This window comes from Streptomyces sp. DSM 116793 (genome assembly GCF_057320905.1).
In genome coordinates this window covers 7,040,209-7,065,981 of record NZ_CM170494.1, presented here as the reverse complement: position 1 = coordinate 7,065,981, position 25,773 = coordinate 7,040,209, and the positions used below count along the sequence as shown (strand labels likewise).

The following is a 25,773-nucleotide window of genomic DNA, read 5'->3' as shown; positions in this document are numbered from 1 at the left end:
ACCGGTCTTGACCAATGGGCGACAGGTCCCGACCAATTCGTGATTTCCGCAGGCCACGTGGGGTCAACCGAGCGTTGACTCGCGCAGACCCGCGCTGATAAACACACTCATCAACCAAGCTGGCGCACCATGATCAAGAAGGCCATCCCTGCGCGAGCGACTAGGCGAGGTCACCGACCCATGGACAGACACGAGAAGAACGGCCGGCGCTCGCCCGGTCGGCAGTCAGACGGCCGGCACTCAGACGGCCCGCACCCGTTCGGCCCGGCCCGGCCCGGCGCATCCGAGGGCCCGGCCCGGCGCGGGGTCCGCGGCCGGTACCGGCTGGCGGCGGCCGGCGCCGGGGCCCTGGCGCTGACGGCGGGGCTCGCCACACCGCTGAACCCCGCGCCGCAGCAGGCCGCCGCGGCCTCGGGCAGCGGCAACAAGACCCTCACGGTCGCGGTCGCCCAGAGCGTCGACTCGCTGAGCCCCTTCCTCGCGGTGCGCCTGGTCAGCACCAGCATCCTCCGGCTGTCGTACGAGTACCTGACGGACTACGACCCCAAGGACGCGCACGCCATCCCGGGGCTCGCGACCAGCTGGAAGCCGTCCGCGGACAAGCTGACCTGGACGTACACGATCCGCAGCAACGCCAAGTGGTCGGACGGCAAGCCGGTCACCGCCGAGGACGCGGCCTGGACGTACACCAAGATGATGACGGACCCGGGCGCCGCCACGGCGAACGGCAGCTACGTCGGCAACTTCAAGAAGGTGACGGCGCCCAGCCCCACCAAGCTGGTCATCACCCTGAAGAAGCCGCAGTCCACGATGGAGGCCATCGACGTCCCGATCGTGCCGAAGCACGTCTGGCAGGGCGTCAAGGACTTCAGCAAGTTCAACAACGACCAGAAGTTCCCGATCGTCGGCGACGGCCCGTTCACCATCACCGACTACAAGGCCGACAGCTATGTGAAGCTCAAGGCCAACAAGGACTTCTGGCGGGGCGCACCCAAGTTCGAGAACCTCGTCTTCAAGTACTACAAGGACAACGACGCCGCCGTCGCCGCACTGCAGAAGGGTGAGGTGTCGTTCGTCCAGAACCTGACGCCCGCCCAGGCCGCGTCGCTCAAGGGCACCGCGAACGTCAAGGTGAACGACGCCCCCGGCCGGCGTTTCTACGCCCTGGCCACCAACCCGGGCGCGCGGGCCAGGAACGGCAAGAAGTTCGGCAACGGCGACCCGTCGCTGCTGGACGAGCGGGTGCGGCACGCGCTGTTCCTGGCCGTCGACCGCAAGGCGCTCATCGACAAGGTCTGGCAGGGGCACGCCGTCTACGGCGAGGGCTACATCCCGCCGCGCTTCTCGACGTACTTCTGGAAGCCCTCCGCCAGTCAGGCGATGGGCTACGACCCGCAGAAGGCGGCCCGGCTGCTCGACCAGGCCGGGTACAGGAAGAACTCCGCCGGCAAGCGGGTCGGCAAGGACGGCAAGCCGCTGAACTACCGCATCCTGTGCCATGCCACGGACCCGCAGGACAAGGCCGTCGGCAAGTACCTCAAGGAGTGGTACGGCAAGCTGGGCATCGGGCTCACCGTCGACTGCCTGGACAATGTGACCGACCCCTGGCTGGCCGGTGACTACGACCTGGCCATCGACGGCTGGTCGGTCAACCCCGACCCGGACTACGTCCTGTCGATACACACCTGCGGCGCACTCCCGGCCACTCCGAAGGACACCAGCTACACCGACAACTTCATCTGCGACAAGAAGTACGACGAGCTGTACGCCAGGCAGCTCGCCGAGTACGACCCGGCGAAGCGCGCCGATCTGGTCAAGCAGATGGAGTCGCGGCTGTACGACACCGGGTACATGAACGTCATCGCGTACCCGAACGCGATGGAGGCGTACCGCACCGACCAGATCAAGTCGATCACCACCATGCCCGAGGCGGCCGGCAACATCTACGGCCAGGATGGCTACTGGAGCTGGTGGTCGGCGAAGCCCGCGGACTCCTCGGGCTCCTCGGGCGGGTCCGGCTCGACCGGCGTGGTCATCGGTGTCGTGGTGGCCGTGGTCGTCCTCGCCGGTGCCGGGGCGTTCGTGTGGATGCGCCGCCGCTCCACCGCGGAGGACCGTGAGTAGCCCGGCGGACGCCGCCGCTCCTGCGCCAGGGACCGTGACCGGCCCGGCGGGCTCGCGGGCCACGGCGCGCGTAACGTCATGAACAACGCGACACAGGGGGCCATCAGGCCGGGTCCCGGGAGAACACCGTATGGCATCTGAGAGCACCCCGGCGCTCGCCGAGGGCACGGCGGACGTGGCGAAAGGCGGTCCGGCCCAGGCCGGGCCGCCGGCCCGCGGCCTGGACGCACGCAACACCGTGGCGTATCTGCGCTATGTCGCGGGCAAGCTGGTCGGCGCCGCCGTCTCGCTGCTCGCCGTCCTGGTGACCGGTTTCTTTCTGTTCCGGCTGATCCCCGGCGACCCGGTGAAGTTCATGACGGGCGGCCGGCAGGTCTCCGCCGAGCAGCTCGCGGCCTACCGCCGGGAGTTCGGCCTCGACCTGCCGCTGTGGCAGCAGTTCACGGACTACTGCGGCAAGGCCCTCACCGGCGACCTGGGCACCTCGTACCAGTTCAACACCCCCGTGCTCGACAAGATCACGGAGGCGCTGCCGAACACGGTGCTGCTCACCGGCACGGCCTTCGTGCTCTACTCGGCGCTCGGCGTGGCGCTCGGCACCCGGGCGGCCTGGCGCAACGGCGGGCCCGGGGACCGGTTCCACACCGGTCTGGCGCTGACGCTGTTCTCCGTGCCGTCGTTCTGGCTCGGGCTGATGCTCATCATCGTCTTCTCGGTGGGCATCGGCCCGCTGCCGGGCCTCTTCCCCACCGGGGGCATGGAGTCCGGCAGCGGGGGCGGCTTCGGTCATGTGCTCGATGTGGTGCACCACATGATCCTGCCGGTGATCACCCTGGTGGCGGTGCAGTACGGCGAGACGCTGCTCGTCACCCGGTCGGCGGTGCTCGACGAGATGGGCAGCGACTACCTGACGACGGCGCGCGCCAAGGGCCTGCGGGACGACCTGGTGCGCCGCAGGCACGCCGTGCCCAACGCGATGCTGCCGACCATGACGCTGATCTTCGTCAACCTGGGCCGGGTGGTGGCGGGCACCGTCCTGGTCGAGACCGTCTTCTCCTGGCCGGGCCTCGGCGGCCTCTTCTACGAGGCGCTGAGCGTGCCGGACCTGCCACTGGTGCAGGGCTGCTTCCTGGTGTTCTCGGCGGCCGTGATCCTCATGAACACCCTCGCCGACCTGATCTATCCGCTGCTCGATCCCCGGGTGGGCCGATGACGACCGAGACGACCACCACCGCGCCGCCCGACCCGGCGCCGCCCGCGGCCCGGAGCCCCCGGGCGCTGGCCTGGCAGCGGCGGCGGCGCTCCGTGGCCCGCTTCTGGGCGCAGTACCGCACCCACCGGGCGGGCGTCGTGGGGCTTGTCCTTCTGGCGCTGTTCGCGCTGGTCGCCCTGACCGCGCCGCTGACCCTCGGCTCCGACGTGCAGAGCGTCACCGACGCGCCGGGCAGGCCGATGGAGGGTCCGAGCGGCCAGTTCTGGTTCGGCACCGACCAGTACGGGCGGGACCTGTTCGGCCTGGTGCTGTGGGGCTCGCGGGTGTCGCTGACGGTGGGTCTGCTCGCGGCGGTGCTGTCGGTGGCGATCGGGGCGCTGGTCGGCATCACCGCCGGGCACTTCCGCGGCTGGTACGCGACCGTGATCATGCGGGTCACCGACTGGTTCCTCGTCATGCCGACGCTCGTGCTCGCGATCGCGCTGGCCACCGTGATGTCCAGGTCGCTGAGCACCATCATCCTGGCGATCGGCGTGACGACCTGGCCGACCACCGCCCGCCTGGTGCGTGCCCAGACGCTCGCCGTGGAGTCCCGCCCCTACATCGAGCGGGCCAGGGCGCTGGGCGGCGGTCACGCGCACATCATGTCCCGGCACGTGCTGCCGAACGTGATGCCGCTGGTGCTGGCGCAGACCACGCTCGGCATCTCCAACGCGATCCTCTCCGAGGCCACCCTCGCCTTCCTGGGCCTCGGGGACCCGACCATCACCTCCTGGGGCGGCCTGCTCCAGGACGCGCGCGAGGCCGGCGCCGTCAGCTCGGGGCACTGGTGGTACCTGGTGCCGCCGGGCCTGGCGATCGCCGCCGTCGCCCTGGCGTTCACGCTGTGCGGCCGCGCCGTGGAGTCCGTACTCAACCCCAAGCTGGGGGTGGCCCGATGACCGGCACAGACACCACGGACACCGCCGGCGAGCGGCGCGGCACGGGGGCGTCCGCCGCGGCCGCCGCCCCGGCGGACGGCACCCTGCTGGACGTACGGGACCTGGCGGTGACGTACCCGGGCGGGGCCGCGGCCGTGCGGGGTGTGAACCTGTCCGTGGCGGCCGGGCACAAGCTCGGCATCGCGGGCGAGTCCGGCTGCGGCAAGTCCACGCTGGCGATGGCGCTGCTGCGGCTGCTGCCCGCGGGCACCCGGGTGACGGGACGGATCCTGCTGGACGGCGAGGACGTGCTCGCCATGAAGTGGGGCCGGGTGCGCGCCGTGCGCTGGGCGGGGGCCTCGATGGTCTTCCAGGGCGCCATGCACTCCCTGAACGCGGTGCACCGCATCGGCGACCAGATCGCCGAGCCGATCCTGCTGCACAAGAAGGCCACGCCCGCCGCCGCCAAGCGGCGGGCCCGTGAGCTGCTGGAGCACGTCGGGCTGCCCGCGGCGCGCGCCGACGCCTACCCGCACGAGCTGTCCGGCGGGCAGCGGCAGCGGGTCATGATCGCGATGGCGCTGGCCTGCGATCCGCGGCTGATCATCGCCGACGAGCCGACCACCGCGCTGGACGTGATGATCCAGGCCCAGATCCTCCGGCTGATCGAGCAGCTCGTGGCGGAGCAGGACATCGGCCTCATCATGATCAGTCACGACCTGGCGGTGCTCGCGGACACCTGCGACCGGCTCGCCGTGATGTACGCGGGGCGGGTGGTCGAGGAGGGGCCCGCCCGGCAGGTCTACGAGGACGCCAGGCATCCGTACGGGCAGGCGCTGTCCTCCGCGTTCCCGCGCATCGGCGACCCGTCGTCGCGGTTCGCTCCGCGCGGACTGCCCGGGGATCCGCCCGACCCGACGGCGCTGCCGCCCGGCTGCACGTTCCACCCGCGCTGCCCCGTGGCGCTGGACTCCTGCGCCGTGGACGACCAGCCGCTGCGGGACGCGGGCGCGGGCCGGTCCGCGGCCTGCGTCCATGTGGACGGCGGCGCGGCCGGGGACGACACGGGCGAGGGTGACGAGGCGTCGAGTGAGGCCGCGTCGGGTGAGGCCGCGTCGGGCGGCGGGCGCTCGGGTGAGGCGGCGTCGGAGGGCGCGGCCTCGGGAGCGGCGGCACCGGACGGCTCCGCGTCGGGTGAGGACCAGGAAGAAGCGAGGAGCAGCACATCATGACCACCTCCGGCTCCCCCGGCTCCGCCGGCTCCCTGGACGAGACGGGCACCCCGGCGTCGGACGCCGCGGAGGCCGAGACGCCCACGGCTGAGCCGCCCATGGCCGATACGCCCGCGGCCGCCTCCGGAACGGATGCCTCCGGTAACGCCGCCGGGGCCCCCGACGGGCCCGCCGGCACCGCTGCCGCGCCACTGCTGAGTGCGGCGGGGCTGCACATCACCTTCCCCGGGCGGCACGGTGCCGCCCCGGCCCGCGCCGTCGACGGGGTGGACCTGGACATCCGGCCCGGTGAGATCGTGGCGCTGGTCGGCGAGTCCGGCTGCGGCAAGACCACGCTGGCGCGCTCGCTGCTCGGCCTGGAGTCGCCCACGTCCGGGCGGGTGACCTTCGGCGGCAGGCCGCTGGACTATGCGACGGCCGCGCTCAAGAAGTACCGCAGGCGTGTCCAGCTGGTGCTCCAGGACCCCACCGGCTCGCTCAATCCCCGGCACACGGTCTACGACGCGGTGGCCGAGGGGCTGCGGATCCACGGCACCACCGGTAAGTTCGCCGACGAGAGCGCCGCGGTCGCGGACGCGCTGGCGCGGGCCGGGCTGCGGCCGCCCGAGCGGTTCTTCCTGCGGTACCCGCACGAACTCTCCGGCGGCCAGCGCCAGCGGGTGGTGATCGCGGGTGCGCTGGTGCTGGAGCCGGAGCTGATCGTCGCCGACGAGCCGGTGGCGTCGCTGGACGCATCGGTGCGGGGCGAGATCCTCGCGCTGCTGCTGAAGCTCCGTGACGAGCTGGGGCTCGCCGCGCTGGTGGTCACCCACGATCTGGGCCTCGCCTGGAACATCGCCGACCGGGTGGCCGTGATGTACCTGGGCCGGATCGTGGAGACCGGCCCCGTCGAGCAGGTCCTGACGGCGCCGCGCCACCCCTACACGCAGGCACTGCTGTCCGTGCTGCCCGAGGCGGAGGGCGAGGAGGTCGTCCTCACCGGAGAGCCCCCGGACCCCTCGCGGATTCCCTCCGGGTGCCGGTTCCATGCGCGGTGCCACGTTCTGGCGAACGGGGCGGCCCTGCGGGCCGGGGTGGCCGATGCGTGCCGTACGGAGGACCTTCCGGTGCTGAACGGTTCCGGGGCGCCCCAGGTGGCCTGCCACTGGGCTCTCGCCCAGGCCCGGGACTAGGGGGCTGGTGACGCCCCGCCGCCCAAGGGCGCGGGCAACTGCGCACGCAACCACCCACCCACCGGCGGCCCGGATGCGACGGAGACTGCCCCTCCGGGACGGTGACGACCCGACCGCCTCGTCGTCGCTGGTCGCGCAGTTCCCCGCGCCCCTTATCGGCACACACCGCACGAAGCCAAGCCCCGGCCCACCCAAGGAGCGCGGGGAACTGCGCGACCAACCCCCACCGGCCGACGGCCCGCACACGACCGAAACAGCCCCACCGGGACGGTGACGACCCGACCGCCTCACCGTCGCTGATCGTGCCCGCGCGGCGGAGCCCACGTGGCGGAGCCTCCCTCACTGCCTCCTGGGCATGGGTGGTATCCCCAGGTCACAGCCCCGCGCCCCTGACGGAACCGGGGGGACCGCCTGCCCAACGCACCCCCGCGGCTAGCGGGAGGAAGCGTATGACTCGATGAGTTCGCGGGAGCGTTTCACATCGTCGCCGATCGCCTCGAGCAGCTCGTCGACCGAGTCGAAGCGAGCCTGGCCGCGCACGAAGGACAGGAACTCCACGGCCACGTGGAGCCCGTAGAGCTCCAGGCCGACCCGGTCGATGGCGTACGCCTCGACCGTCCGCTCCGTGCCGTCGAACTGCGGATTCGTGCCCACGGAGATCGCCGCGGGCATCGCCTCGCCCTGCGCGAGCAGCCACCCGGCGTACACCCCGTCCGCGGGGACCGCGGAGTGCGGCAGCGTCTCCACGTTGGCGGTGGGGAAGCCGAGTTCCCTGCCGCGCTGCGCCCCCCGCACGACCACCCCCTCCACCCGGTGCGGCCGCCCGAGGATCTCCGCGGCCCCGGCCACGTCACCCGCGGCGATCAGCCGGCGGACGAGCGTGGACGAGAACGGCTCGCCGCCGCCCGCCTCGCCGCGCACGAAGAGGTCGACCACCTCGACGTCGTAGTCGTACGTCCTGCCCAACTCGGTGAGCACGCCGACGTTGCCCGCGGCCCGGTGGCCGAAACGGAAGTTGGGGCCCTCCACGACGGTCCGTGCGTGCAGCTTGTCGACCAGCACCTTCGCCACGAACTCGGCGGGCGAGAGCTGGGAGAACTCGGTGGTGAAGGGGAGGACGAGGACGGCGTCCACGCCCAGCTCGGCCATCAGGTCGGCGCGCCGGTGGTGCGGCGCGAGCAGCGGCGGGTGGCTGCCGGGCCGCACCACCTCACTGGGGTGCGGGTCGAAGGTGACGACGACCGAGTGAATGCCCAGCTCACGGGCGCGCCGCACGGCGCGGCCGATGATGAGCTGGTGGCCGCGGTGCACGCCGTCGTAGGAGCCGATGGTGACGACGCTGCGCCCCCAGTCCTGGGGGATGTCCTCCAAGCCACGCCAGCGCTGCACGGTGTCGCTCCTTGGTCGTTTGCTCATCGCTTGCTCGCCGAACCTTGCTCCTGCCCGGGGCGGTCAGGGCCGAATCCGCGCCGCCCGCCGTGGAGTACGCCGATCCCGCAGGTCCAAGACTGCCATGCCGGAAGCGTCCGGCATGCATCGGCATGGGGCCGTGAGCGGGGCTGTGACGCGATGCACGTACCGGGTCACCCGGGGCCGCCGGCGAACACCACCAGGCTCTTGGCGCGCCCCTTCAGCTCCTCCACCAGCGCGAGCAGCCGCCCCTCGGAATCGAAGACGGCGACGGGCCCGGCCCCCTCGTACGCCGGGGGGATGTCGATCCGGACGCCGTTGCGGAGCAGCCCGGCGCGCCGGGCGTCCACGTCCCAGCGGGGGAACGCCGCCGCGGCGGCATCCGCGATCGGCAGCACCGTCAGCTCCTGCTGGAGCTGGTCGAGCGTCCGGGCCTGGTCCAGGCCGTAGGGGCCGACGCGGGTGCGGCGCAGGGCGGCCAGGTGGCCTCCGACGCCGAGCGCCGCGCCCAGGTCGCGGGCCAGCGCCCTGATGTAGGTGCCGGACGAGCAGACCACGGAGACCAGCAGGTCGAGCACGGGCGTACCGTCCTCGGCGGTGGTCTCCCTGCGGTCGTGCACGGTGAAGGAGTAGACCGTGACGGGCCGGGCCGGCAGGTCGAACTCCTCCCCCTCGCGGGCCCGCTTGTAGGACCGCTTGCCGTCCACCTTGATGGCGCTGACCCGGGGCGGCACCTGCATGATGTCGCCGGTCAGCTCGGCGATCCGGTCGTCGACGGCGTCCTGGGGCAGGCCGGTCGGGTCGGTGGCCGCGGTGACCTCGCCCTCCGCGTCGTCGGTCACGGTGTCCTGGCCGAGCCTGATGGTGCCCAGGTACTCCTTCTCGGTGAGGGCCAGGTGGCCGAGGAGCTTGGTGGCCCGCTGCACGCCGAGGACGAGCACGCCGGTGGCCATGGGGTCGAGGGTGCCCGCGTGGCCGACGCGGCGGGTGCCGGCGATGCCGCGCATCTTGGCGACCACGTCGTGTGAGGTGAAGCCCGACGGCTTGTCGACGATGACGAGGCCGTCGGGCACGGGGTGTGTACGGCTCATTCCGGGGCGTCGCCCCTCGGCTCCCCGTGGGAGGCGGCGGGGCCGCCGCCGGCGGCCTCCCCGGCGTCCTCGGCGTCGCCCGGCTTGCGGTACGGGTCGGAGTCACCGGCGTAGTCGGCGCCCGCGGACGCCTCGCGCACCCGGGCGTCGGAGGCGCGCGCCTTGTCGAGGAGGTCCTCGATGGTGCGGGCGTTGTCCGGGAGGGCGTCGGCGACGAAGGCGAGGGTGGGGGTGAACTTCACGCCCGCCGCCCTGCCGACCTCGGAACGCAGCACGCCCTTGGCGCTCTCCAGGCCCGCCGCGGCGGCCGCGCGGTCCTCGTCGTCGCCGTAGACGGTGTAGAAGACGGTCGCCTCCCTCAGGTCGCCGGTGACCCGGGTGTCCGTGATGGTGACGTGCGAACCGAGCCGCGGGTCCTTGATCCCGCGCTGCAGCTTCTGGGCCACCACCTCCCGGATGAGGTCCGCCAGCCTTTTCGCTCGCGCGTTGTCGGCCACTGGTCCGTCTCCTTCTTGTCTTTCCTCGTTGTCTGCTGTGCGGCTCGGCGTCCGCCGTGCGCCGTCGGCGTCCAGGGGCGCGCCGGGCCCTCGGCCCTCGGCCGGCGGTCAGTCGTCGTCGCCGTGGAAGCGCCGTCTGGCGGAGAGCAGTTCCACCTCGGGACGGGCGGCGACCAGCCGCTCACAGCGGTCCAGTACGTCCGTGATGTGTCCGGCGTCCCCCGAGACGACCGCGAGGCCGATCACCGCTCTGCGGTGCAGGTCCATGTGGTCGACCTCCGCCACGCTCACCGCGTACTTGCGCTGGAGCTCGGCGATGATCGGGCGGACGACGGAGCGCTTCTCCTTCAGCGACCGCACGTCGCCCAGGAGCAGGTCGAAGGAGAGAGTCCCCACAAACATGTGTGTCCGGATGTCCCGCCGGTACGGGATCGTCACTCCCGCCAACACCTGGCGGGAACACCAGCACCGTACACGCAACGGCCGGGGCCGATCGACGGGAATTCCGCCCGCCGACCGGCCCCGGTGCCGCCGCTGTCAGACGCGCGGCTTCTCGCGCATCTCGTAGGTGGCGATGACGTCGTCGACCTTGATGTCGTTGAAGTTTCCGAGGTTGATACCGCCCTCGAAGCCTTCGCGGATCTCGGTGACGTCGTCCTTGAAGCGGCGCAGGCCCTCGATGGTGAGGTTCTCCGCGACGACCTTGCCGTCCCGCAGCACCCGGGCCTTGGTGTTCCGCCGGACCTCGCCGGAGCGGATGAGCACACCGGCGATGTTGCCGAGCCTGGACGAGCGGAAGATCTCGCGGATCTCCGCCGTGCCGAGCTCGACCTCTTCGAACTCCGGCTTGAGCATGCCCTTCAGGGCCGCCTCGATCTCCTCGATCGCCTGGTAGATGACCGAGTAGTACCGGACGTCCACGCCCTCGCGCTCGGCCATCTGCGTCGCGCGCCCGGCGGCGCGGACGTTGAAGCCGATGACGATGGCGTCGGAGCCCATGGCCAGGTCGATGTCCGACTCGGTGACCGCACCCACACCGCGGTGCAGGACGCGGATGTCGACGTCCTCGCCGACATCGAGCTGGACCAGCGAGGACTCCAGGGCCTCGACGGAACCGGAGGCGTCGCCCTTGATGATGAGGTTGAGCTGCTGCACCTCGCCGGCCTTGAGCACCTTGTCCAGGTCCTCCAGGGAGACCCTGCGGGTGCGCTTGGCGAACGCGGCGTTCCGCTCGCGGGCGGCGCGCTTCTCGGCGATCTGGCGGGCCGTGCGGTCCTCGTCGACGACGATGAAGTTGTCGCCGGCGCCGGGCACGTTGGTCAGGCCGAGGACCTGGACCGGGGTGGACGGACCCGCTTCCTCGACGGTGTTGCCGAGGTCGTCGAGCATGGCGCGGACGCGGCCGTAGGCGTCGCCGACGACCATGGTCTCGCCGACCCGCAGGGTGCCGCGCTGCACCAGGACGGTCGCGGTGGCGCCGCGGCCCTTGTCGAGGTGCGCCTCGATCGCGATGCCCTGGGCGTCCTGCTCGGGGTTGGCGCGCAGGTCGAGCGCGGCATCGGCGGTGAGGATGACGGCCTCCAGGAGGCTGTCGATGTTCACGCCCTGCTTCGCGGAGATGTCGACGAACATGGTGTCGCCGCCGTACTCCTCGGCCACCAGGCCGTACTCGGTGAGCTGGCCGCGGACCTTGGTGGGGTCGGCGCCCTCGACGTCGATCTTGTTGACCGCGACCACGATCGGCACGTCGGCCGCCTTGGCGTGGTTCAGCGCCTCGATCGTCTGGGGCATCACGCCGTCGTTGGCCGCCACCACCAGGATGGCGATGTCGGTCGACTTGGCACCGCGGGCACGCATGGCGGTGAACGCCTCGTGACCCGGGGTGTCGATGAACGTGATCTTCCGCTCGTCGCCGTTGACCTCGGTCGTGACCTGGTAGGCACCGATGTGCTGGGTGATGCCGCCTGCCTCGCCCGCGATGACGTTCGTCTTGCGGATGGCGTCGAGGAGGCGGGTCTTGCCGTGGTCGACGTGACCCATGACGGTGACCACCGGCGGACGCGCGACCAGGTTCTCCTCGCCGCCCTCGTCCTCGCCGAACTCCAGGTCGAAGGACTCGAGCAGCTCGCGGTCCTCCTCCTCGGGGCTGACGATCTGAACGGTGTAGTTCATCTCGTCGGCGAGGAGGTGGAGCGTCTCGTCGGAGACGGACTGGGTCGCCGTGACCATCTCGCCGAGGTTCATCATGACCGCGACGAGGGACGCCGGGTTGGCGTTGATCTTCTCCGCGAAGTCCGTGAGCGACGCGCCGCGCGACAGGCGAATGGTCTCGCCGCTGCCACGAGGCAGCATCACACCGCCGACGGACGGGGCCTGCATGGCCTCGTACTCCTGGCGGCGCTGCCGCTTCGACTTGCGGCCACGGCGCGCGGGGCCGCCGGGACGGCCGAACGCGCCCTGCGTGCCACCACGGCCACCGGGACCACCCGGACGGCCGCCGAAGCCGGGACGGCCACCGCCGCCACCGCCGAAGCCGCCACCGCCGCCACCGGGACGGCCGGCGAAGCCGCCGCCACCGGGACGACCGCCGCCACCGCCACCGCCGGGACGGCCGGCGAAGCCGGGACGGCCACCGCCACCACCGCCACCGGGCCGGCCGGCGCCGCCGGGACCGCGGCCACCGGGGCCGCCGCCGGGACGCGGGCCCGCCGCGGGACGCTGCGGCATCATGCCCGGGTTCGGGCGGTTGCCACCGGGGCCGCCGCCAGGACGGGGCGCCTGCGGGCGGGGCATGCCGCCCGGCGTCGGACGGGGGCCGCCGGGGCCGGGACGGGCACCGCCCTGGCCGGCACCCTGCGGGCGCGGGGCGCCGGGCGCACCGGGTGCGCCGGGGCGCGGCGCACCGCCGCCGGGACGGGGCGCCTGCGGGCGGGCCATACCGGTGGAACCGCCGGACGTGAAGGGGTTGTTACCCGGGCGCGGGCCGGACTGCCGGGCGCCGGGCCGGGGTGCCGGGGCACCGGGACGCGGGGCCTGGCCACCGCGGCCCTGGCCCTGTCCGGGCGCGGGCCGGCCGCCGGGCTTGGGCGCACCGGGACGCGGCGCACCGCCGCCGGGACGGGGCGCGCTGGGCGCGGCCGGGCCGGGGCCGGACGACGGCGGCGCGGTGAACTCCGGGGTCGCGGGGGCCGCGGGCGCGGGCTTGGGAGCCGGCCGGGGGCCGGGCGTGGGACGCGGGCCCGGCGCCGGAGGCGCGGGGCGCTGCTCGGCCGCGGGGCGCGGCGCGGGCTTCGGGGCGGCCGGACGGGCCGCCTGCGCCGGGGAGGCCGGCGAAGCCGGTGAGGGCGCCGCGGGCCTGGGGGCTGCCTTCCTGGGTGCGGCGGGCCTGGCGGAACCACGGCCGGAGCCGTTGCCATTGCCGCCGCCCTGCTGGAAGGCGTCGGTCAGCTTGCGTACTACGGGCGCCTCGATCGTCGACGACGCCGAACGGACGAATTCACCGAGTTCCTGGAGCTTGGCCATGACGACCTTGCTCTCCACACCGAACTCCTTGGCGAGTTCGTATACCCGGACCTTAGCCACTTCGCTCCTTTTAGGTCCGGGTTACCGCCGGACCGTCGCTACTTCATGGGCGTACTCATCGCGTACTCATCGAGTGCTCATCGCAATCTCGACCTACTTCCGACTCGCGAGGTACCAGGGCCGCACGGGGTTCCGTACGGCGCTTCTTACAGGTGCCCCCTGACGTTCAGGGGCTGTCTTCGACGGCCCGGCGCAGCGCCTGGGTGTCGAGCTTCGTCCGGGCGCGGAAAGCCCGGGTGAAGGCCCGACGACGCTCTGCCAGGTCCAGACAGACCAGGACGGGGTGCACGTATGCACCCCGGCCGGGCAGCGTACCGCGAGGATCGGGGACGCAGGCGTCCTCGATCCTCACGATCCGCAGTAGATCGTGCTTGGCCGCCCGCTCCCGGCAACCCACACAGGTGCGCTCAGGGCATGCGCGGACATGCGTCCGGCCAGACACCGTTAAGTCTACCTCCCCACGCCGACCTCACCCGATTGGGGCAAAAATCGAACACCAGTCGTCCTGATCTCGGCGGATGTCGTCCCGATCCGGACGGTGACCGGTCCACTACCCGACAGTACTCCCCCGGGCAGGGGTCAGGCGCGGTCCCGGGGTGCGTCCGGGGTACCGGCCCGGTCCGCGGACCCACCGCGCGGGCCGGTGCGGCCCGCCGCCTCGCGGTCCCCCGCCTCGGGCCCGGTCTGCTCGGTGTCCGGGCGGATGTCGATCCGCCAGCCGGTGAGGCGAGCGGCCAGGCGGGCGTTCTGGCCCTCCTTGCCGATCGCCAGGGAGAGCTGGTAGTCGGGGACCGTGACACGCGCCGAGCGGGCGGCCAGGTCGACGACCTCGACCTTGGAGACCCGGGCCGGTGAGAGGGCGTTCGCGACCATCTCGGCCGGGTCCTCGGACCAGTCCACGATGTCGATCTTCTCGCCGTTCAGCTCCCCCATCACATTGCGGACCCGGCCGCCCATGGGCCCGATGCAGGCGCCCTTGGCGTTCAGCCCCGAGCGGACCGAGCGGACCGCGATCTTGGTGCGGTGGCCGGCCTCGCGGGCGATCGCGGCGATCTCGACGGAGCCGTCGGCGATCTCCGGGACCTCCAGCGAGAAGAGCTTCTTCACCAGGTTGGGGTGGGTGCGCGAGAGGGTCACGGAGGGGCCCCGCACGCCCTTGGCCACCCGGACCACGTAGGAGCGCAGCCGCATGCCGTGCGGGTACGTCTCGCCCGGCACCTGCTCCTGGACGGGCAGGATGGCCTCCAGCCTGCCGATGTCCACCAGGACGTTCTTCGGGTCGCGGCCCTGCTGGACCACGCCCGTGACGATGTCGCCCTCGCGGCCCGCGTACTCGCCGAGGGTGGCGTCGTCCTCGGCGTCCCGCAGCCGCTGCAGGATGACCTGCTTGGCGGTGGTCGCGGCGATCCGGCCGAAGCCGCTCGGGGTGTCGTCGAACTCGCGGGGCTCCTGGCCCTCCGCCAAGTCCGCGAGGTCCTCGGCGTCCTCCCGGGCCCAGACGGTCACATGGCCGGTGTTGCGGTCCAGCTCCACGCGCGCGCGGCGGTGGCTTCCCTCGGTGCGGTGGTAGGCGATGAGGAGGGCCGACTCGATCGCCTCGACCAGCAGATCGAAGGAGATCTCCTTCTCCCGTACCAAGCCCCGCAGGGCACTCATGTCGATGTCCACGGCTACGCCTCCTCTGCGTTCTTCGTGTCCTGAGCGTCGTCGGCGCCCGTGCTGTCCGTGTCGCCCGTCTCGCCCGCGGTATCCCGTTCGCTCGGGGAGCTGCCGCTTCTGCGGTTGAACTCGATCTCCACGCGTGCTCTGGCGATGTCCGCGAAGGAGAGCCTGCGGGCGGTGGGCCTGCGGCCCTTCACGCCGGGCACCGCCACGTCGAGGCCGTCGTCGTCGACCTTCGTGATCCGGGCGGTCAGCTCGTCCGCGCCGGCCTCCGCGGCCGCCTCGGGCGTCAGGCGGAACTTGACCAGCCGGTCCACGGCACGCACGTAGTGGCGGTGCTCGGTGAGGGGCCGGTCGGTGCCCGGGGACGTCACTTCCAGGACGTACTCGCCGGGGCCCATCGCGTCCGTCGCGTCCAGCTCGCCGGAGATCTCCCTGCTCAGCTCGGCGCAGGTGTCGAGCTGCACGCCGGAGTCGGAGTCCACCACCACACGGAGCACACGCCGCCTGCCCGCCGGGGTCACGGTGATCTCTTCGAGGTCCAGGTCCCTGGAGCCGACCAGCGGCTCCAGCAGTTCCCGCAGCCTCTCGCTCTGGGTGGTGCTCATCCGGGTGACTCCTCGGCCGCGTGTGCTGTTGTGGGGAAACGAGGGACGGGGTGTGTGTCGTGTCGCGTCAAAGCGTATCCGGTCCCCGGGGGTGTTGCCGTCCACCGGGGCGCCGCTGATGTCGGGGGCCGCCCCGGTACCCCGGCGGGGGCCGGCCCCGACGAGACGGTCACTCGCGCGGTTCCCGCGCCCCTGACGAGGCGCTACTGGCCGGGAGCACCCCGGCTTCCCGGGGCGCGGGAACCACGCGACCGGCCACGACGAGACCGCCGTGTCGCCACCGACCCCGACCGCCCCGTCGCCCAGACCCCAAGGGGGCGGCCCCTGCCGCCCTCGGACCACCGGTCCGTGGGTGGTCGCCGGCACAGCTCCCCGCGCCCTACCCTGACGGGGCGCGGCCGGGCCGAGAGCAACCCCGGTTCCTCCGGGACGCCGTGGGCGTCGGGGGACCCCGGTTCCCAGGGGCGGGGAAGCGCGCGAGCGACCACTGCGGGACCCGTCGCGTCGTCACCGGTCCGAAGGGGCGGGCACCTCGCCTCCGGACCACCGGAGCCGAGCCGATGAGCGGGGGGCGGGCGGAGCGCGGGTACGGTGATCACGTCCGCCCCCGCCTCCTCGTGCCGTACGAGACCCGACCCCCCACAGGACGTTGCCGTGTCCCCCAGCCCCCTGCCGTCCGCGCCGCACAGGCCGCGCAGACGAACGCTCCTCCTCGGCGCCACGGGCGCGGCCGCCGGTGCCGTGCTGACCGCCGGGTGCACCGACGACGGACCGGACCGCGCGGCCCGGGAGAGGTCGGCCACCGAGCGGGCACGCGCGCGTGCCGCACGCGAGAGCACGGACCTCGTCGCACGCTATGACGCGGTGCTCGCGGCGCACCCGTCACTGCGTCCACGGCTGACGCCGCTGCGCGCGGACGTGGTACGGCACGTGGCGGCGTTCGGCGGCGCCCCGTCGGCGGCGCCCTCGACCGGGCCGTCCGGGGCGGCGGCGAGCGGCGCGGTCGCGGCGGACGTGCCGGCGAGCGAGACGGACGCGCTGGCCGGGCTCGCCACCGCCGAGCGGGCGCTCGCGGACCGCCGGATGGCGACGCTGGGCGGCGTGCCCGGCGAGTTCGCGCGGCTGCTGGCCTCGGTGGCCGCGGCGGGGGCGGCGCACGCATATCTGCTGACGGAGGGCGACGGATGAGCGAGGCACAGCGCGCGGCCGTACGGGACGACGGCGCGAAGGGCTCCTCGGAGCGGGCCGCCGAGGTGGCCGCCGCGCAGGCCGCGCTCGCGGCGGAGCACGCGGCCGTGTACGGCTACGGGGTGGTGGGCGCGCGGATCGGCGCCGACCGCAGGGCCGACGCACGCGCCGCGTACGATGCACACCGCTCGCGCCGCGACGAGCTGGCCCGGACGGTGCGCGACCTGGGCGCGGCCCCGCGCGCCGCGGCCGCCGGCTACGCCCTGCCGTTCGAGGTGACCGACGCGGCGGCCGCGGTCCGGCTGGCCGCCCGGCTGGAGGACCGGGTCGCCGGTGCCTACGCGGACCTGGTCCGGGCCTGCGCCGGCGCCCGCCGCCGCTCGGCCGCGGACGCACTGCGGGACGCGGCGGTGCGGGCGGCCCGGTGGCGGGGTGCCGGTGTGGCCTTTCCCGGGTTGGCCGAGCGGGCCACCGGGGCGGGCGCGCCCGCGGCGCCGGACGCCCCGGAGACCCGGCGGCCGTAGGGAGAGGGACGACACGCGCATGGCCTTCGAACCGCCGCAGCGTCTGCTGCGCGCGCTCGACGAGCAGCGGCGGGACGGCACCGGGCCCGGTGCCGGCGCCGCGGGCGCCGCCTGGCTCGCGGTGCTGCCGCGGCTCGTCGAGTCGGCGGTGGCCGGTTATGCGCTGACGGTGGAGCGGGTGCACGTCCCCGGCGGGCGCAGCAGCCTGGTGCTGCTGGTGCGGCGCGCGGACGGCAGCCCCGCGGTGCTGAAGCTGGCGCCGCCACAGGCGCGCCCCGCGGACGAGCGCGCCGCGCTCGCGCACTGGGCGGGGCGTGGGGCGGTCCGGCTGCTCGACGGGGCCCCGGGGGCGGACGGTGCGAGGGGTGCGGCCGGCACCGCGGGTCCCCCCGGCGCGGAGGGCGGTGCGCTCTTGCTGGAGCGGCTGCGACCGGACGTTCCGGTGCGGTCGCTGCCGGAGGCGCGGTCGATGCTCGAGGCCGCGGGGACGCTGCGCCGGCTGTGGGTCGAGCCGCCCGGCGGGCATGCCTTCGAGACGGTCGGCGAGCGCACGGAGCGGCAGGCGGCGGCGATGCGGGCGGGCGCGGAGGCGTCCGGGGACGCGGACGTCTCCGCGCTCGTCTCGGCGGCGCTGGGGGCGCGGGCCGAGCTGCTGGCCGCGCCGCCCGAGGCACGGCTGCTGCACGGTGCGTTCCGGCAGAGCAAGGTGCTCGCGGGCGAGCGGATGCCGTGGCTCGCCGTGGGGCCGGAGCCGGTGGTCGGCGAGTGCGCCTTCGATCTGGCCCGGCTGGTGCGGGACCGCGTGGAGGACGTGATCGCCACTCCCTCCGGCGCGGCGGTCACGCGGCGCCGGGTGAAGCGGCTTGCGGAGTCCCTGGAGGTCGAGCGGGAGCGGTTGGGTGCGTGGACGCTCTTCCGTGCCGTCGAGTCGGCGGTACGGGCACTGCGCGTGGGGCGCGTCCAGGACGCGGAGCTGCTCTTCGAGTTCGCCACGTGGCTGTAGGGGGCGGCTCCCAGCCAGTCCCCAGGGCGGCAAGCCCCGGCTGCGGCGGGTTCGGGGGGCCGCAGCAGATCGCGGATTCAGCGGGGCCGCAGCAGATCGGCGGTGCCGGAACCGACCGCCGCCCGCGGTGCGCTCGGCGCCGCCGATCGCCTTCCGTGTGGTGGCGCGGCTCGGCGGCGGACCTGGGGAGGCAGGCCCATGAGCGCCCTCCCGGCTCCCCGGCCCCGGGAGGCGGGCCGAAGACCGGCTCGGCCCCCCGAGGGCGGTCCAAGGCCCGCTCGGGGGCCACGGGAAGCGGGGCCCTCGGGGGCCCCAGGAGGCGGGGTCACAAGGCCCGGCCCCGGGACAGCTGGGCCCACGGCCCGGCTCGGCGGCCCTGCCCGGCCCGGCTCCGCGGCCCAGGGGGAGGCCGGCGCCCCGCGGGCCGCTCTCAGTGGGCCGTGAGGCGGGTGATCGCCTCGGCCACCGGCAACTCCTCGCGCTCACCGGTCCTGCGGTCCTTGACCTCCACCACGCCCTCCCCGGCCCGCCGGCCCGCGACGACGATCGTCGGCACGCCGATCAGCTCCGCGTCGGTGAACTTCACGCCGGGTGACACCCCGGCCCGGTCGTCCACCAGGACGCGGACCCCGGCCGCGCCGAGCTGCTCGGCGAGGGACAGCGCCAGCTCCGTCTGGGCGGCCTTGCCCGCGGCCACGACGTGCACGTCGGCCGGCGCCACCTCGCGCGGCCAGCACAGGCCCTGCTCGTCGGCGGTCTGCTCGGCCAGCGCCGCCACCGCCCGGGTGATCCCGAGCCCGTAGGAGCCCATGGTGACCCGCACGGGCTTGCCGTTCTGCCCGAGCACGTCGAGCTGGAAAGCGTCCGCGTACTTCCGGCCGAGCTGGAAGACATGGCCGATCTCGATCGCACGGTCCAGCTTCAGGCCCGTGCCGCAGACCGGGCAGGGGTCGCCGGGCTCGACCACGACCACGTCCAGGTAGTCGTCGACCTCGAAGTCGCGGCCGCAGACGACGTTCCTGACGTGGGTGCCGGGCTTGTTGGCCCCGGTGATCCAGGAGGTTCCGGGGGCCACCCGCGGGTCGGCGATGTAGCGGACCTTGTCCAGGCCCTGCGGGCCGACGTAGCCGCGTACCAGGTCGGGCCGCCCCTCGAAGTCCTCCGCGGTGACCAGGTCGACGACGGCGGGCGCCAGGTGCTCGCCGAGCTTGCCGAGGTCCACCTCCCGGTCGCCCGGCACACCCACGGCGACGATCTCGCCGTCCACCTTGACCAGCAGGTTCTTCAGCGTGGCCGACGCGGGCACGCCGAGGTGCGCGGCCAGCGTCTCGATGGTGGGGGTGTCGGGGGTGTCCAGTTCCTCCATGGGCGGGTGGTCGGCGGCGGCCACGGTCGGCGCCTTGAAGGTGACGGCCTCGGTGTTCGCCGCGTAGTCGCAGGACGGGCAGTACACGAAGGTGTCCTCGCCGGCGGCGGCCGGTGCGAGGAACTCCTCGGACGCCGAGCCGCCCATCGCGCCGGAGACCGCGGAGACGATCCGGTAGTCGAACCCGAGCCGGTCGAAGATCCTCTGGTACGCGGCGCGGTGCAGCGCGTACGACTCCGCGAGGCCCTCGTCGGAGACGTCGAAGGAGTAGGAGTCCTTCATCAGGAACTCCCGGCCGCGCAGCACGCCCGAGCGGGGCCGGGCCTCGTCCCGGTACTTCGTCTGGACCTGGTAGATCATCACCGGCAGGTCCTTATAGGACGTGCACTGGTCCTTGACGATCTGGGTGAAGATCTCCTCGTGGGTGGGCCCGAGGAGGTAGTCGCCGCCCCTGCGGTCCTTGAGCCGGAAGAGCAGGTCGCCGTACTCCTCCCAGCGGCCCGTGGCCTCATAGGGCTCCTTGGGGAGCAGGGCGGGCAGCAGGACCTCCTGGGCGCCGATGGCGTCCATCTCCTCGCGGACGATCCGCGCGATGTTGTCCAGGACCATCTTGCCGAACGGCAGCCAGCTCCAGACGCCCGCGGAGTTGCGGCGGACATAGCCGGCGCGGACCAGCAGCTTGTGGTTGAGTGTCTCGGCGTCCGCCGGGTCGTCGCGCAGTGTCTTGATCATCAACCGGGACATGCGCTGGACCTGGGCCATGGTGATCTCCTGCGACGAAAGGGTGATGAGCAGGAGGTTAGCCGGGCGGCCGGGGACACCGGAAATCCATGACGAAATCGCCCCAGCGGGTACCGGGTCGGACACCCGGCCGGCCCGCCGGTACGGGCCCCGCCGCAGGGGTCCGGCCCGCGCGGCCGCCCCCGGCGCAGGTGCCACGGCACACCGGCGCCACGTCAGCACCGGCACCCCCTACCGGCGCGGCGGCCACCGCCGGCGCGGCGGCCCTCACCGGCGCAGCGGCAGCGGCGCGCCCATCACCGCGTACGGCCTGGGCGCGCTCGGGAAGTGCACCTGCCTGGCCAGGTCCACATAGCCGAGCGAGCGGTACAGCGCGCGGGCCGGGCTGTCGGTGTCGATGGCGGACAGGATCGAGCGGGGCTGCTCGGCGGTGTCCGTGAGGGCGGTGATCAGGGCGCGGCCGATGCCGCGGTTCTGGTAGGCGGGCAGCACGTGCAGCTCGGTGATGACGAAGGAGTCGTCGAGCCAGCCGTCCTGGCCCTGGCTGCGCAGGTACGGGGCGACGACGGTGGACCACCAGTGCGTCCGGTCGTTGGGCATGCCGTAGACGAAGCCCACCAGGCGGCCGTCCGGGCGGGTGGCGCCGAGCGCGCGGGCTCCCGGGTAGGTGATGTGCCGGAGCACGATCTGCCGCCGGACGCTGATCTCGTCGTCGCTCAGCCCGAAGGCGTGGGCCTGCACGGCGAGCGCGTCGTCGACGCGTGCGGCCAGGTCCAGCGGCGCGATCACCACGTCGTCGTCGGAGGTGTGGGGGGATCGGCCGGGGATGCGCAGCATGCCGGGGAGACTACCCCGGCATGGGGGTGGGGCGGTCACCGACCGGGTGGGTGGTGTCTGGTGCCCCGGACCACCCGACGGTGGGACGGTCGCTCCGCTACCGCCTCAACGGCGTGGCGGGGTCTCCGGGGCACAGCCCCGCCCCTGGTCGGGGCGCGGCCCCGTCTCGAAGGCGCGGGGAACGGCGCGCGCACTCACGACGGGAGCCGCACGCCGCCGCCGGCCCCGGGGCATCCTCGCGGCGGAGCCGTGCGAGCGCCCGCGAGGAACCGGTTCTGCTCGGCGTCAGAACAGGACGCTCATGAACGCGCCGACCTCCTGGAAGCCGACGCGCCGGTATGCGGCGCGGGCCGCGTGGTTGAAGTCGTTGACGTAGAGGCTGGCGACCGGGGCTATGTCCGCGAAGGCGTGCCGCAGCACGGCCGCCATGCCGGGCGCGGCGAGGCCCTGGCCGCGGTACTCGGGGGCGACCCAGACGCCCTGGATCTGGCAGGCCTGCGCGATGGCGGCGCCGATCTCGGCCTTGAAGACGACCTTGCCGTCCTGGTCGAGCCGGGCGAAGGAGCGTCCCGCGCCGACGAGTTCGGCGACCCGGGCCTGGTAGAGCAGGCCGCCGTCGCCAGCGAGCGGCGAGACGCCGACCTCCTCGGTGAACATCGCCACGCAGGCCGGCATGATCGTCTCCAGCTCGTCCTTGCGGATCCTGCGGACGTAGGGATCCGGGGTGACGGTGGTGGGCAGCCGGTCGGTGACCATGAGGGGCTGGTGGGGGCGGACCTCGCGGGCCGGGCCCCAGCTCGGCTCCAGCAGCCGCCACAGCTCGGCGGTGGGCCCGGCGGGGCCCACGATGGACGAGCACCGCCGGCCCGCCCTGCGGGCCCGCGCGGCGAAGGCGCGTACGGCGGCGGGGGTGGCGCAGATGGGGACCAGGTTGGCGCCCGCGTAGCAGAGCGACTGGAGCATGCCGTCGGCGTACCAGCCCCACATCTCGCCGCCGAGCCGCCAGGGGTCGAGCCCGGCGACCTGCACGCGGGCGGTCACGAAGGCGTTGGCGACCGGCTCACGGCCGAGTACCGCCAGCGCGGCGTCCAGGTCACTCGGTTCGAGGACCCGGGTGGTGGTCTGCGTCAACACGGATGCGGGGCCTCACCGGACGGGCTTTTCGGATCCTGGCACTGTACCCGGCGGGGTGGTGCGGCGCTGCTCCCGCCGGAGGAGGCCGGCTTGCCGGTCCCCGGTTCTCATTGTCCACCGCCCCGGAGGTGTTGTTCCTGTCGCGTCCCCACTCGCGGCCCGGTGGCGGCCGTCCCCCGCTGCTTGAACGGCGTAGGAGGTACCCCCGGCAGGTCCCCGCGCCCCGGCCGGAGAGCACCCTCGCGTCGAGGCGCACCCGGAAGGGGCACGGGAACTGCGCGCGCAACCGCGGCGGGACCCGCACACCGCCACCTGCCCCGGGGGTGCGGCCCCCGTACCGGCACGGTCCCGGTGCGGCCCCCGTACCGGCACGGCAGGGGCACCGGCCCCGTGCCTCAGCCGCCCCGCTGACGCGGCGTCTCCTCCCTGACCCGCGTCACCAACTGGGTCGGATTGACGAACCGGAGCGCGATCACCAGCAGCACCAGCATCGACGCCGTGTACATCACGGCCATCGCGTCGATGGACTGCTGGGTGCGGATGCCCGCGGAGAACACCGCGTAGTAGAGCGCCACGACCAGGGTCTGGCTGTCCGGGCCCGCGGTGAGGAACGTCAGCTCGAACATGCCGACCGTGCGTACCAGCACGAGGACGGAAGCGGCGAGGATGCCGGGCACCAGCAGCGGCGCCAGCACCCGCCCCAGCACCGACCAGGTGCGCGCCCCGCACATCCGGGCCGCCGCCTCGATGCGCGGGTCGATCTGCTCGATGAACGGGGTCATGGTGAGCACCACGAACGGCACGGACGGCACCAGGTTCGCCAGCACCACCCCGGAGAGCGTCCCGGCCAGGTGGAACTTGTACAGGACGGTCGCCAGCGGGATGCCGTAGGTCAGCGGGGGCACCAGGATCGGCAGCAGGAAGAGCAGCATGACGGCCTTCTTGCCGGGGAAGTCCCGCCGGGCGAGCGCGTACGCGGACGTCACCCCGATCACCACGGAGACGGCGACGACGAGGACGGCCACCAGGGCGGTCGTCCAGAAGACCTGTCCGAGCGAGAACTCCTGCCAGGCCGAGCCGTACCACTTGGTGGTCCAGCCGTCGGGCAGCCAGCTGGTGAACCAGCGGGTGCCCAGGGAGTCGGCGAGCGGCACGCCGATGATCCCGGCGAGGTTGACGAAGAAGAACCCGAAGACCGCTGTCGCCACCCAGTTGCCGGGGCGCCGGTACCACGGCCTGGCCTGCTCCGGCCGCTCCCCGGCGGCCCCGGCGCGGCCCGGTTTCCCCACGACGTCCGCCATCAGCCCTTGCCTCCTGTCGCGCCCCGGTACAGCAGTGATCGCCAGGCGAGCACGACGACCACGACGGCGAGCATCACGGCCGCCATGATCATGGCGATCGCGGAGCCCATCGAGTAGTCGAAGCTCTGGAAGGCGGCCTGGTACGCCTCGATGGAGATCACATGGGTGCTGCCGCGCGGGTCGCCGACGAGTTGCGCGGACGGGAAGACGGCGAAGGCCAGCACGAAGGAGAGGCAGAAGGTGATCGCGAGGCCGGGTGCCAGCAGCGGCAGCAGGACGTACCGGAAGCGGTGCCACCGTGCAGCGCCGAGGGTGGCTGCGGCCTGTTCCAGGCTGGGGTCGATTCCGGTGAGGTACGAGAGCGTGAGCAGGTACGAGAAGGGGAAGCCGGTGATCACCAGGGAGGCCAGCACGCCCCAGTAGTTGTGCACCAGGCCCAGCGGGTGGTCGATCAGGCCGATGGCGAGCAGGATCTTGTTGAACCAGCCGTTGGGTCCGAGGTAGCCGAGCAGGCCCTCGGCGGTGAGCACCGTGCCGAGGGTGATCGGCATGACCAGCAGGGTGGTGATCAGCCGCCGGCCGCGGAACGGCGCGCGGGTGCGGAAGGCGACCGGCACGGCCGCCAGGCAGTTGACGAGCGCCGCGGGCACCGCGAGCCGGAGCGTGGTCCAGATGGTGCCCCGCAGGTAGGGGTCGGTGAAGAAGCGGCGGTAGTTCGCGAAGGCGCCGCCGCCCTTCTGGGGCTGGAAGGAGAGCCCGATGCCGTAGAGGAACGGGTAGCAGAAGAGCAGCACGAGGAAGAGCACGCCGGGTACGACCAGCAGCAGGGTGCGGTCGACGCCCCGCTCGGCAAGCCGGTGCCGCAGCGCGGGCCGCCCGCCGGGGTCCGATTCGCCGCGGCCGCCTCCGCCGCGGCCGGTTCCGCCACGGCCCGCCCCGCCGGGCACGGTGGCCGGGCGCGCGGGGGCGGGCACCGGGGGCGCCGTGCTGCCGGCGCCGTGCCGCGCGGCGGGGCGCGCGGCGGGGCGCCGGCCCCGCCCCGCGTCCGCGGCGGTCATGTCCGCACCGCCGGGGCCCCGGTGGCCGCGGGAGCGTCGTCCGGCGCCTCGTCCGGCGCGAAGACCAGGACCCGCTCGGGCGGTGCCGCAAGGCGCACCTCGTCGTCCGGGGCGAGCCGTGCATGGGTGCGGAAGTGCACCGGCTGGCCGTCCGCGAGGCGGGCCTGCACGGCCAGCTCCCTGCCGTGGTACTCGACGACCTCCACGGTCGCCGGCAGCCCGCCGCCCGTGGTGCCCTCGGTGACGTCCAGGTCCTCGGGCCGTATGGCGGCCGCCGCGCGGGCGCCCGCGGGCACCCGGTCCCGGCCCTGCCCGGTCAGCCGGGCGCCCGCCACCTCGATGACGGGCTCGGCGCCGCCGGTGACCACGGTGGCGTCCAGCATGGTGCGGTACCCCATGAAGGACGCGACATAGCGGTTGGCGGGGGTGGCATAGACCTCTTCGGGGGTGCCGATCTGCTGGGTGCGGCCGTCCCGCAGGACGACCAGGCGGTCGGCGAGGGACAGGGCCTCCTCCTGGTCGTGGGTGACGTAGACGGTGGTCAGGCCGAGCCGCTGGTGGAGGCGGCGGATCTCGGCGCGCATCTCCAGGCGGAGCGCCGCGTCCAGGTTGGACAGCGGCTCGTCCATCAGGACGAGACGGGGTTCCAGGACGATGGCGCGGGCGATGGCGACGCGCTGCTGCTGGCCGCCGGAGAGCTGCCCGGGCCGCTTGTGGGCCTGGTCGGCGAGGTGGACCAGGTCCAGCGCCTCGGTCACCCGCCGGGCGGCCTCGGCCTTCGGCACCTTGGCCATCTTCAGCCCGAAGGCGACGTTGCCCTGCACGGTCATGTGCGGGAAGAGGGCGTAGTTCTGGAAGACCATGCCGAAGCCGCGCCGCTCGGGTGCCAGCCGGTCGATGCGGCGACCGTCGAGCAGGATGGCGCCGCCGGTGAGCGGCAGCAGGCCGGCGAGGCAGTTGAGCGCGGTGGACTTGCCGCATCCGGAGGGCCCGAGCAGCGCGATGAACTCGCCGCCCGAGATCTGAAGGTCGAGGCCGGCCAGTGCCTGGTGGCGGCCGAAGCTGCGGGAGACGCCGTCCAGCCGCAGGGTGGTGAAGTGGGTCATCGCC

At 73.6% G+C, this 25,773-nt stretch carries 22 protein-coding genes; 8 read left to right on the top strand and 14 right to left on the bottom strand.

Annotated elements, in window-relative coordinates:
- The first annotated feature begins 180 nt into the window (after positions 1-180).
- The 5 genes from ACSMXW_RS27810 (at position 181) to ACSMXW_RS27790 (ending at position 6,661) form a co-directional block, all read left to right on the top strand.
- Positions 181-2,124 (top strand): ABC transporter substrate-binding protein, encoded by a 1,944-nt coding sequence (locus tag ACSMXW_RS27810; RefSeq protein ID WP_485800256.1) that lies wholly within the window; start codon positions 181-183, stop codon positions 2,122-2,124.
- Positions 2,125-2,254: 130 nt separating this feature from the next.
- Entirely contained in the window at positions 2,255-3,337 is a 1,083-nt protein-coding gene (locus ACSMXW_RS27805) for an ABC transporter permease (RefSeq protein ID WP_485800255.1), read from the top strand.
- Entirely contained in the window at positions 3,334-4,278 is a 945-nt protein-coding gene (locus tag ACSMXW_RS27800; RefSeq protein ID WP_485800254.1) for an ABC transporter permease, read from the top strand. The genes ACSMXW_RS27805 and ACSMXW_RS27800 overlap by 4 nt, the downstream gene beginning before the upstream one ends.
- The gene (locus ACSMXW_RS27795) at positions 4,275-5,489 is read left to right on the top strand and encodes an ABC transporter ATP-binding protein (RefSeq protein WP_485800253.1); all 1,215 of its coding nucleotides are present in this window, start codon (positions 4,275-4,277) and stop codon (positions 5,487-5,489) included. Before ACSMXW_RS27800 ends, ACSMXW_RS27795 begins: the two co-directional genes overlap by 4 nt.
- 98 nt (positions 5,490-5,587) lie before the next feature.
- Entirely contained in the window at positions 5,588-6,661 is a 1,074-nt protein-coding gene (locus tag ACSMXW_RS27790) for an oligopeptide/dipeptide ABC transporter ATP-binding protein (protein ID WP_485808360.1), read from the top strand.
- 432 nt (positions 6,662-7,093) lie between these two features.
- On the opposite strand, the gene ACSMXW_RS27785 is transcribed toward ACSMXW_RS27790, so the two are convergent.
- The 8 genes from ACSMXW_RS27785 to rimP form a co-directional block, all read right to left on the bottom strand.
- Positions 7,094-8,050, bottom strand: coding sequence for a bifunctional riboflavin kinase/FAD synthetase (locus tag ACSMXW_RS27785; RefSeq protein WP_485800252.1), 957 nt, complete (start codon positions 8,048-8,050; stop codon positions 7,094-7,096).
- A 194-nt stretch (positions 8,051-8,244) separates the two neighbouring features.
- Positions 8,245-9,162: a tRNA pseudouridine(55) synthase TruB gene (truB, locus tag ACSMXW_RS27780; protein ID WP_485800251.1), complete on the bottom strand. Its 918-nt coding sequence runs from the start codon at positions 9,160-9,162 to the stop codon at positions 8,245-8,247.
- Positions 9,159-9,659 carry a 30S ribosome-binding factor RbfA gene (gene rbfA / locus ACSMXW_RS27775; RefSeq protein WP_485800250.1) on the bottom strand — a complete coding sequence of 167 codons (501 nt, stop codon included), beginning with the start codon at positions 9,657-9,659 and terminating at the stop codon, positions 9,159-9,161. The genes truB and rbfA overlap by 4 nt, the downstream gene beginning before the upstream one ends.
- 108 nt (positions 9,660-9,767) lie before the next feature.
- The gene (locus ACSMXW_RS27770) at positions 9,768-10,061 is read right to left on the bottom strand and encodes a DUF503 domain-containing protein (protein WP_485800249.1); all 294 of its coding nucleotides are present in this window, start codon (positions 10,059-10,061) and stop codon (positions 9,768-9,770) included.
- A 135-nt stretch (positions 10,062-10,196) separates the two neighbouring features.
- Complete coding sequence (infB, locus tag ACSMXW_RS27765) at positions 10,197-13,241, bottom strand: translation initiation factor IF-2 (protein WP_485800248.1); 3,045 nt, start codon at positions 13,239-13,241, stop codon at positions 10,197-10,199.
- Between the two features lie 166 nt (positions 13,242-13,407).
- A complete protein-coding gene (locus tag ACSMXW_RS27760) occupies positions 13,408-13,683 on the bottom strand; it encodes a YlxR family protein (RefSeq protein WP_485800247.1) in 276 nt (91 codons plus the stop codon).
- Positions 13,684-13,820: 137 nt separating this feature from the next.
- On the bottom strand, positions 13,821-14,909 hold the full coding sequence (nusA, locus tag ACSMXW_RS27755) for a transcription termination factor NusA (protein WP_485800246.1): 1,089 nt from the start codon (positions 14,907-14,909) through the stop codon (positions 13,821-13,823).
- Positions 14,910-14,911: 2 nt separating this feature from the next.
- Entirely contained in the window at positions 14,912-15,511 is a 600-nt protein-coding gene (gene rimP, locus ACSMXW_RS27750) for a ribosome maturation factor RimP (protein WP_485800245.1), read from the bottom strand.
- A gap of 654 nt (positions 15,512-16,165) precedes the next feature.
- On the opposite strand from rimP, the gene ACSMXW_RS27745 reads away from it, so the two are divergent.
- From ACSMXW_RS27745 to ACSMXW_RS27735, 3 genes are read left to right on the top strand one after another with little or no spacing between them, the layout of a single operon-like run.
- Positions 16,166-16,699, top strand: a complete 534-nt coding sequence (locus tag ACSMXW_RS27745; protein WP_485800244.1) for a hypothetical protein — start codon at positions 16,166-16,168, stop codon at positions 16,697-16,699.
- Complete coding sequence (locus ACSMXW_RS27740) at positions 16,696-17,223, top strand: ferritin-like domain-containing protein (RefSeq protein ID WP_485800243.1); 528 nt, start codon at positions 16,696-16,698, stop codon at positions 17,221-17,223. The genes ACSMXW_RS27745 and ACSMXW_RS27740 overlap by 4 nt, the downstream gene beginning before the upstream one ends.
- A 19-nt stretch (positions 17,224-17,242) precedes the next feature.
- A complete protein-coding gene (locus ACSMXW_RS27735) occupies positions 17,243-18,226 on the top strand; it encodes an aminoglycoside phosphotransferase family protein (RefSeq protein WP_485800242.1) in 984 nt (327 codons plus the stop codon).
- Between the two features lie 430 nt (positions 18,227-18,656).
- Here ACSMXW_RS27735 and ACSMXW_RS27730 read toward each other — a convergent pair whose 3' ends face one another.
- The 6 genes from ACSMXW_RS27730 to ACSMXW_RS27705 form a co-directional block, all read right to left on the bottom strand.
- Positions 18,657-20,354: a proline--tRNA ligase gene (locus tag ACSMXW_RS27730; protein WP_485800241.1), complete on the bottom strand. Its 1,698-nt coding sequence runs from the start codon at positions 20,352-20,354 to the stop codon at positions 18,657-18,659.
- 246 nt (positions 20,355-20,600) lie between these two features.
- Entirely contained in the window at positions 20,601-21,170 is a 570-nt protein-coding gene (locus ACSMXW_RS27725; RefSeq protein WP_485800240.1) for a GNAT family N-acetyltransferase, read from the bottom strand.
- Positions 21,171-21,455: 285 nt separating this feature from the next.
- Positions 21,456-22,304: a GNAT family N-acetyltransferase gene (locus ACSMXW_RS27720; protein WP_485800239.1), complete on the bottom strand. Its 849-nt coding sequence runs from the start codon at positions 22,302-22,304 to the stop codon at positions 21,456-21,458.
- Positions 22,305-22,699: 395 nt separating this feature from the next.
- On the bottom strand, positions 22,700-23,605 hold the full coding sequence (locus tag ACSMXW_RS27715; RefSeq protein WP_485800238.1) for an ABC transporter permease: 906 nt from the start codon (positions 23,603-23,605) through the stop codon (positions 22,700-22,702).
- Positions 23,605-24,663, bottom strand: coding sequence for an ABC transporter permease (locus ACSMXW_RS27710; protein WP_485800237.1), 1,059 nt, complete (start codon positions 24,661-24,663; stop codon positions 23,605-23,607). Before ACSMXW_RS27710 ends, ACSMXW_RS27715 begins: the two co-directional genes overlap by 1 nt.
- On the bottom strand, positions 24,660-25,769 hold the full coding sequence (locus ACSMXW_RS27705) for an ABC transporter ATP-binding protein (RefSeq protein WP_485800236.1): 1,110 nt from the start codon (positions 25,767-25,769) through the stop codon (positions 24,660-24,662). Before ACSMXW_RS27705 ends, ACSMXW_RS27710 begins: the two co-directional genes overlap by 4 nt.
- Between the last annotated feature and the right edge of the window lie 4 nt (positions 25,770-25,773).

Bases quoted from the DNA above. Each gene is read 5' to 3' on its own strand.
- ACSMXW_RS27810 (WP_485800256.1), top strand. From the start codon at position 181: ATGGACAGACACGAGAAGAACGGCCGGCGCTCGCCCGGTCGGCAGTCA.
- ACSMXW_RS27805 (WP_485800255.1), top strand. From the start codon at position 2,255: ATGGCATCTGAGAGCACCCCGGCGCTCGCCGAGGGCACGGCGGACGTG.
- ACSMXW_RS27800 (WP_485800254.1), top strand. From the start codon at position 3,334: ATGACGACCGAGACGACCACCACCGCGCCGCCCGACCCGGCGCCGCCC.
- ACSMXW_RS27795 (WP_485800253.1), top strand. From the start codon at position 4,275: ATGACCGGCACAGACACCACGGACACCGCCGGCGAGCGGCGCGGCACG.
- ACSMXW_RS27790 (WP_485808360.1), top strand. From the start codon at position 5,588: ATGGCCGATACGCCCGCGGCCGCCTCCGGAACGGATGCCTCCGGTAAC.
- truB (WP_485800251.1), bottom strand. From the start codon at position 9,162: ATGAGCCGTACACACCCCGTGCCCGACGGCCTCGTCATCGTCGACAAG.
- ACSMXW_RS27770 (WP_485800249.1), bottom strand. From the start codon at position 10,061: ATGTTTGTGGGGACTCTCTCCTTCGACCTGCTCCTGGGCGACGTGCGG.
- rimP (WP_485800245.1), bottom strand. From the start codon at position 15,511: ATGAGCACCACCCAGAGCGAGAGGCTGCGGGAACTGCTGGAGCCGCTG.
- ACSMXW_RS27740 (WP_485800243.1), top strand. From the start codon at position 16,696: ATGAGCGAGGCACAGCGCGCGGCCGTACGGGACGACGGCGCGAAGGGC.
- ACSMXW_RS27735 (WP_485800242.1), top strand. From the start codon at position 17,243: ATGGCCTTCGAACCGCCGCAGCGTCTGCTGCGCGCGCTCGACGAGCAG.
- ACSMXW_RS27730 (WP_485800241.1), bottom strand. From the start codon at position 20,354: ATGGCCCAGGTCCAGCGCATGTCCCGGTTGATGATCAAGACACTGCGC.
- ACSMXW_RS27725 (WP_485800240.1), bottom strand. From the start codon at position 21,170: ATGCTGCGCATCCCCGGCCGATCCCCCCACACCTCCGACGACGACGTG.
- ACSMXW_RS27715 (WP_485800238.1), bottom strand. From the start codon at position 23,605: ATGGCGGACGTCGTGGGGAAACCGGGCCGCGCCGGGGCCGCCGGGGAG.
- ACSMXW_RS27710 (WP_485800237.1), bottom strand. From the start codon at position 24,663: ATGACCGCCGCGGACGCGGGGCGGGGCCGGCGCCCCGCCGCGCGCCCC.
- ACSMXW_RS27705 (WP_485800236.1), bottom strand. From the start codon at position 25,769: ATGACCCACTTCACCACCCTGCGGCTGGACGGCGTCTCCCGCAGCTTC.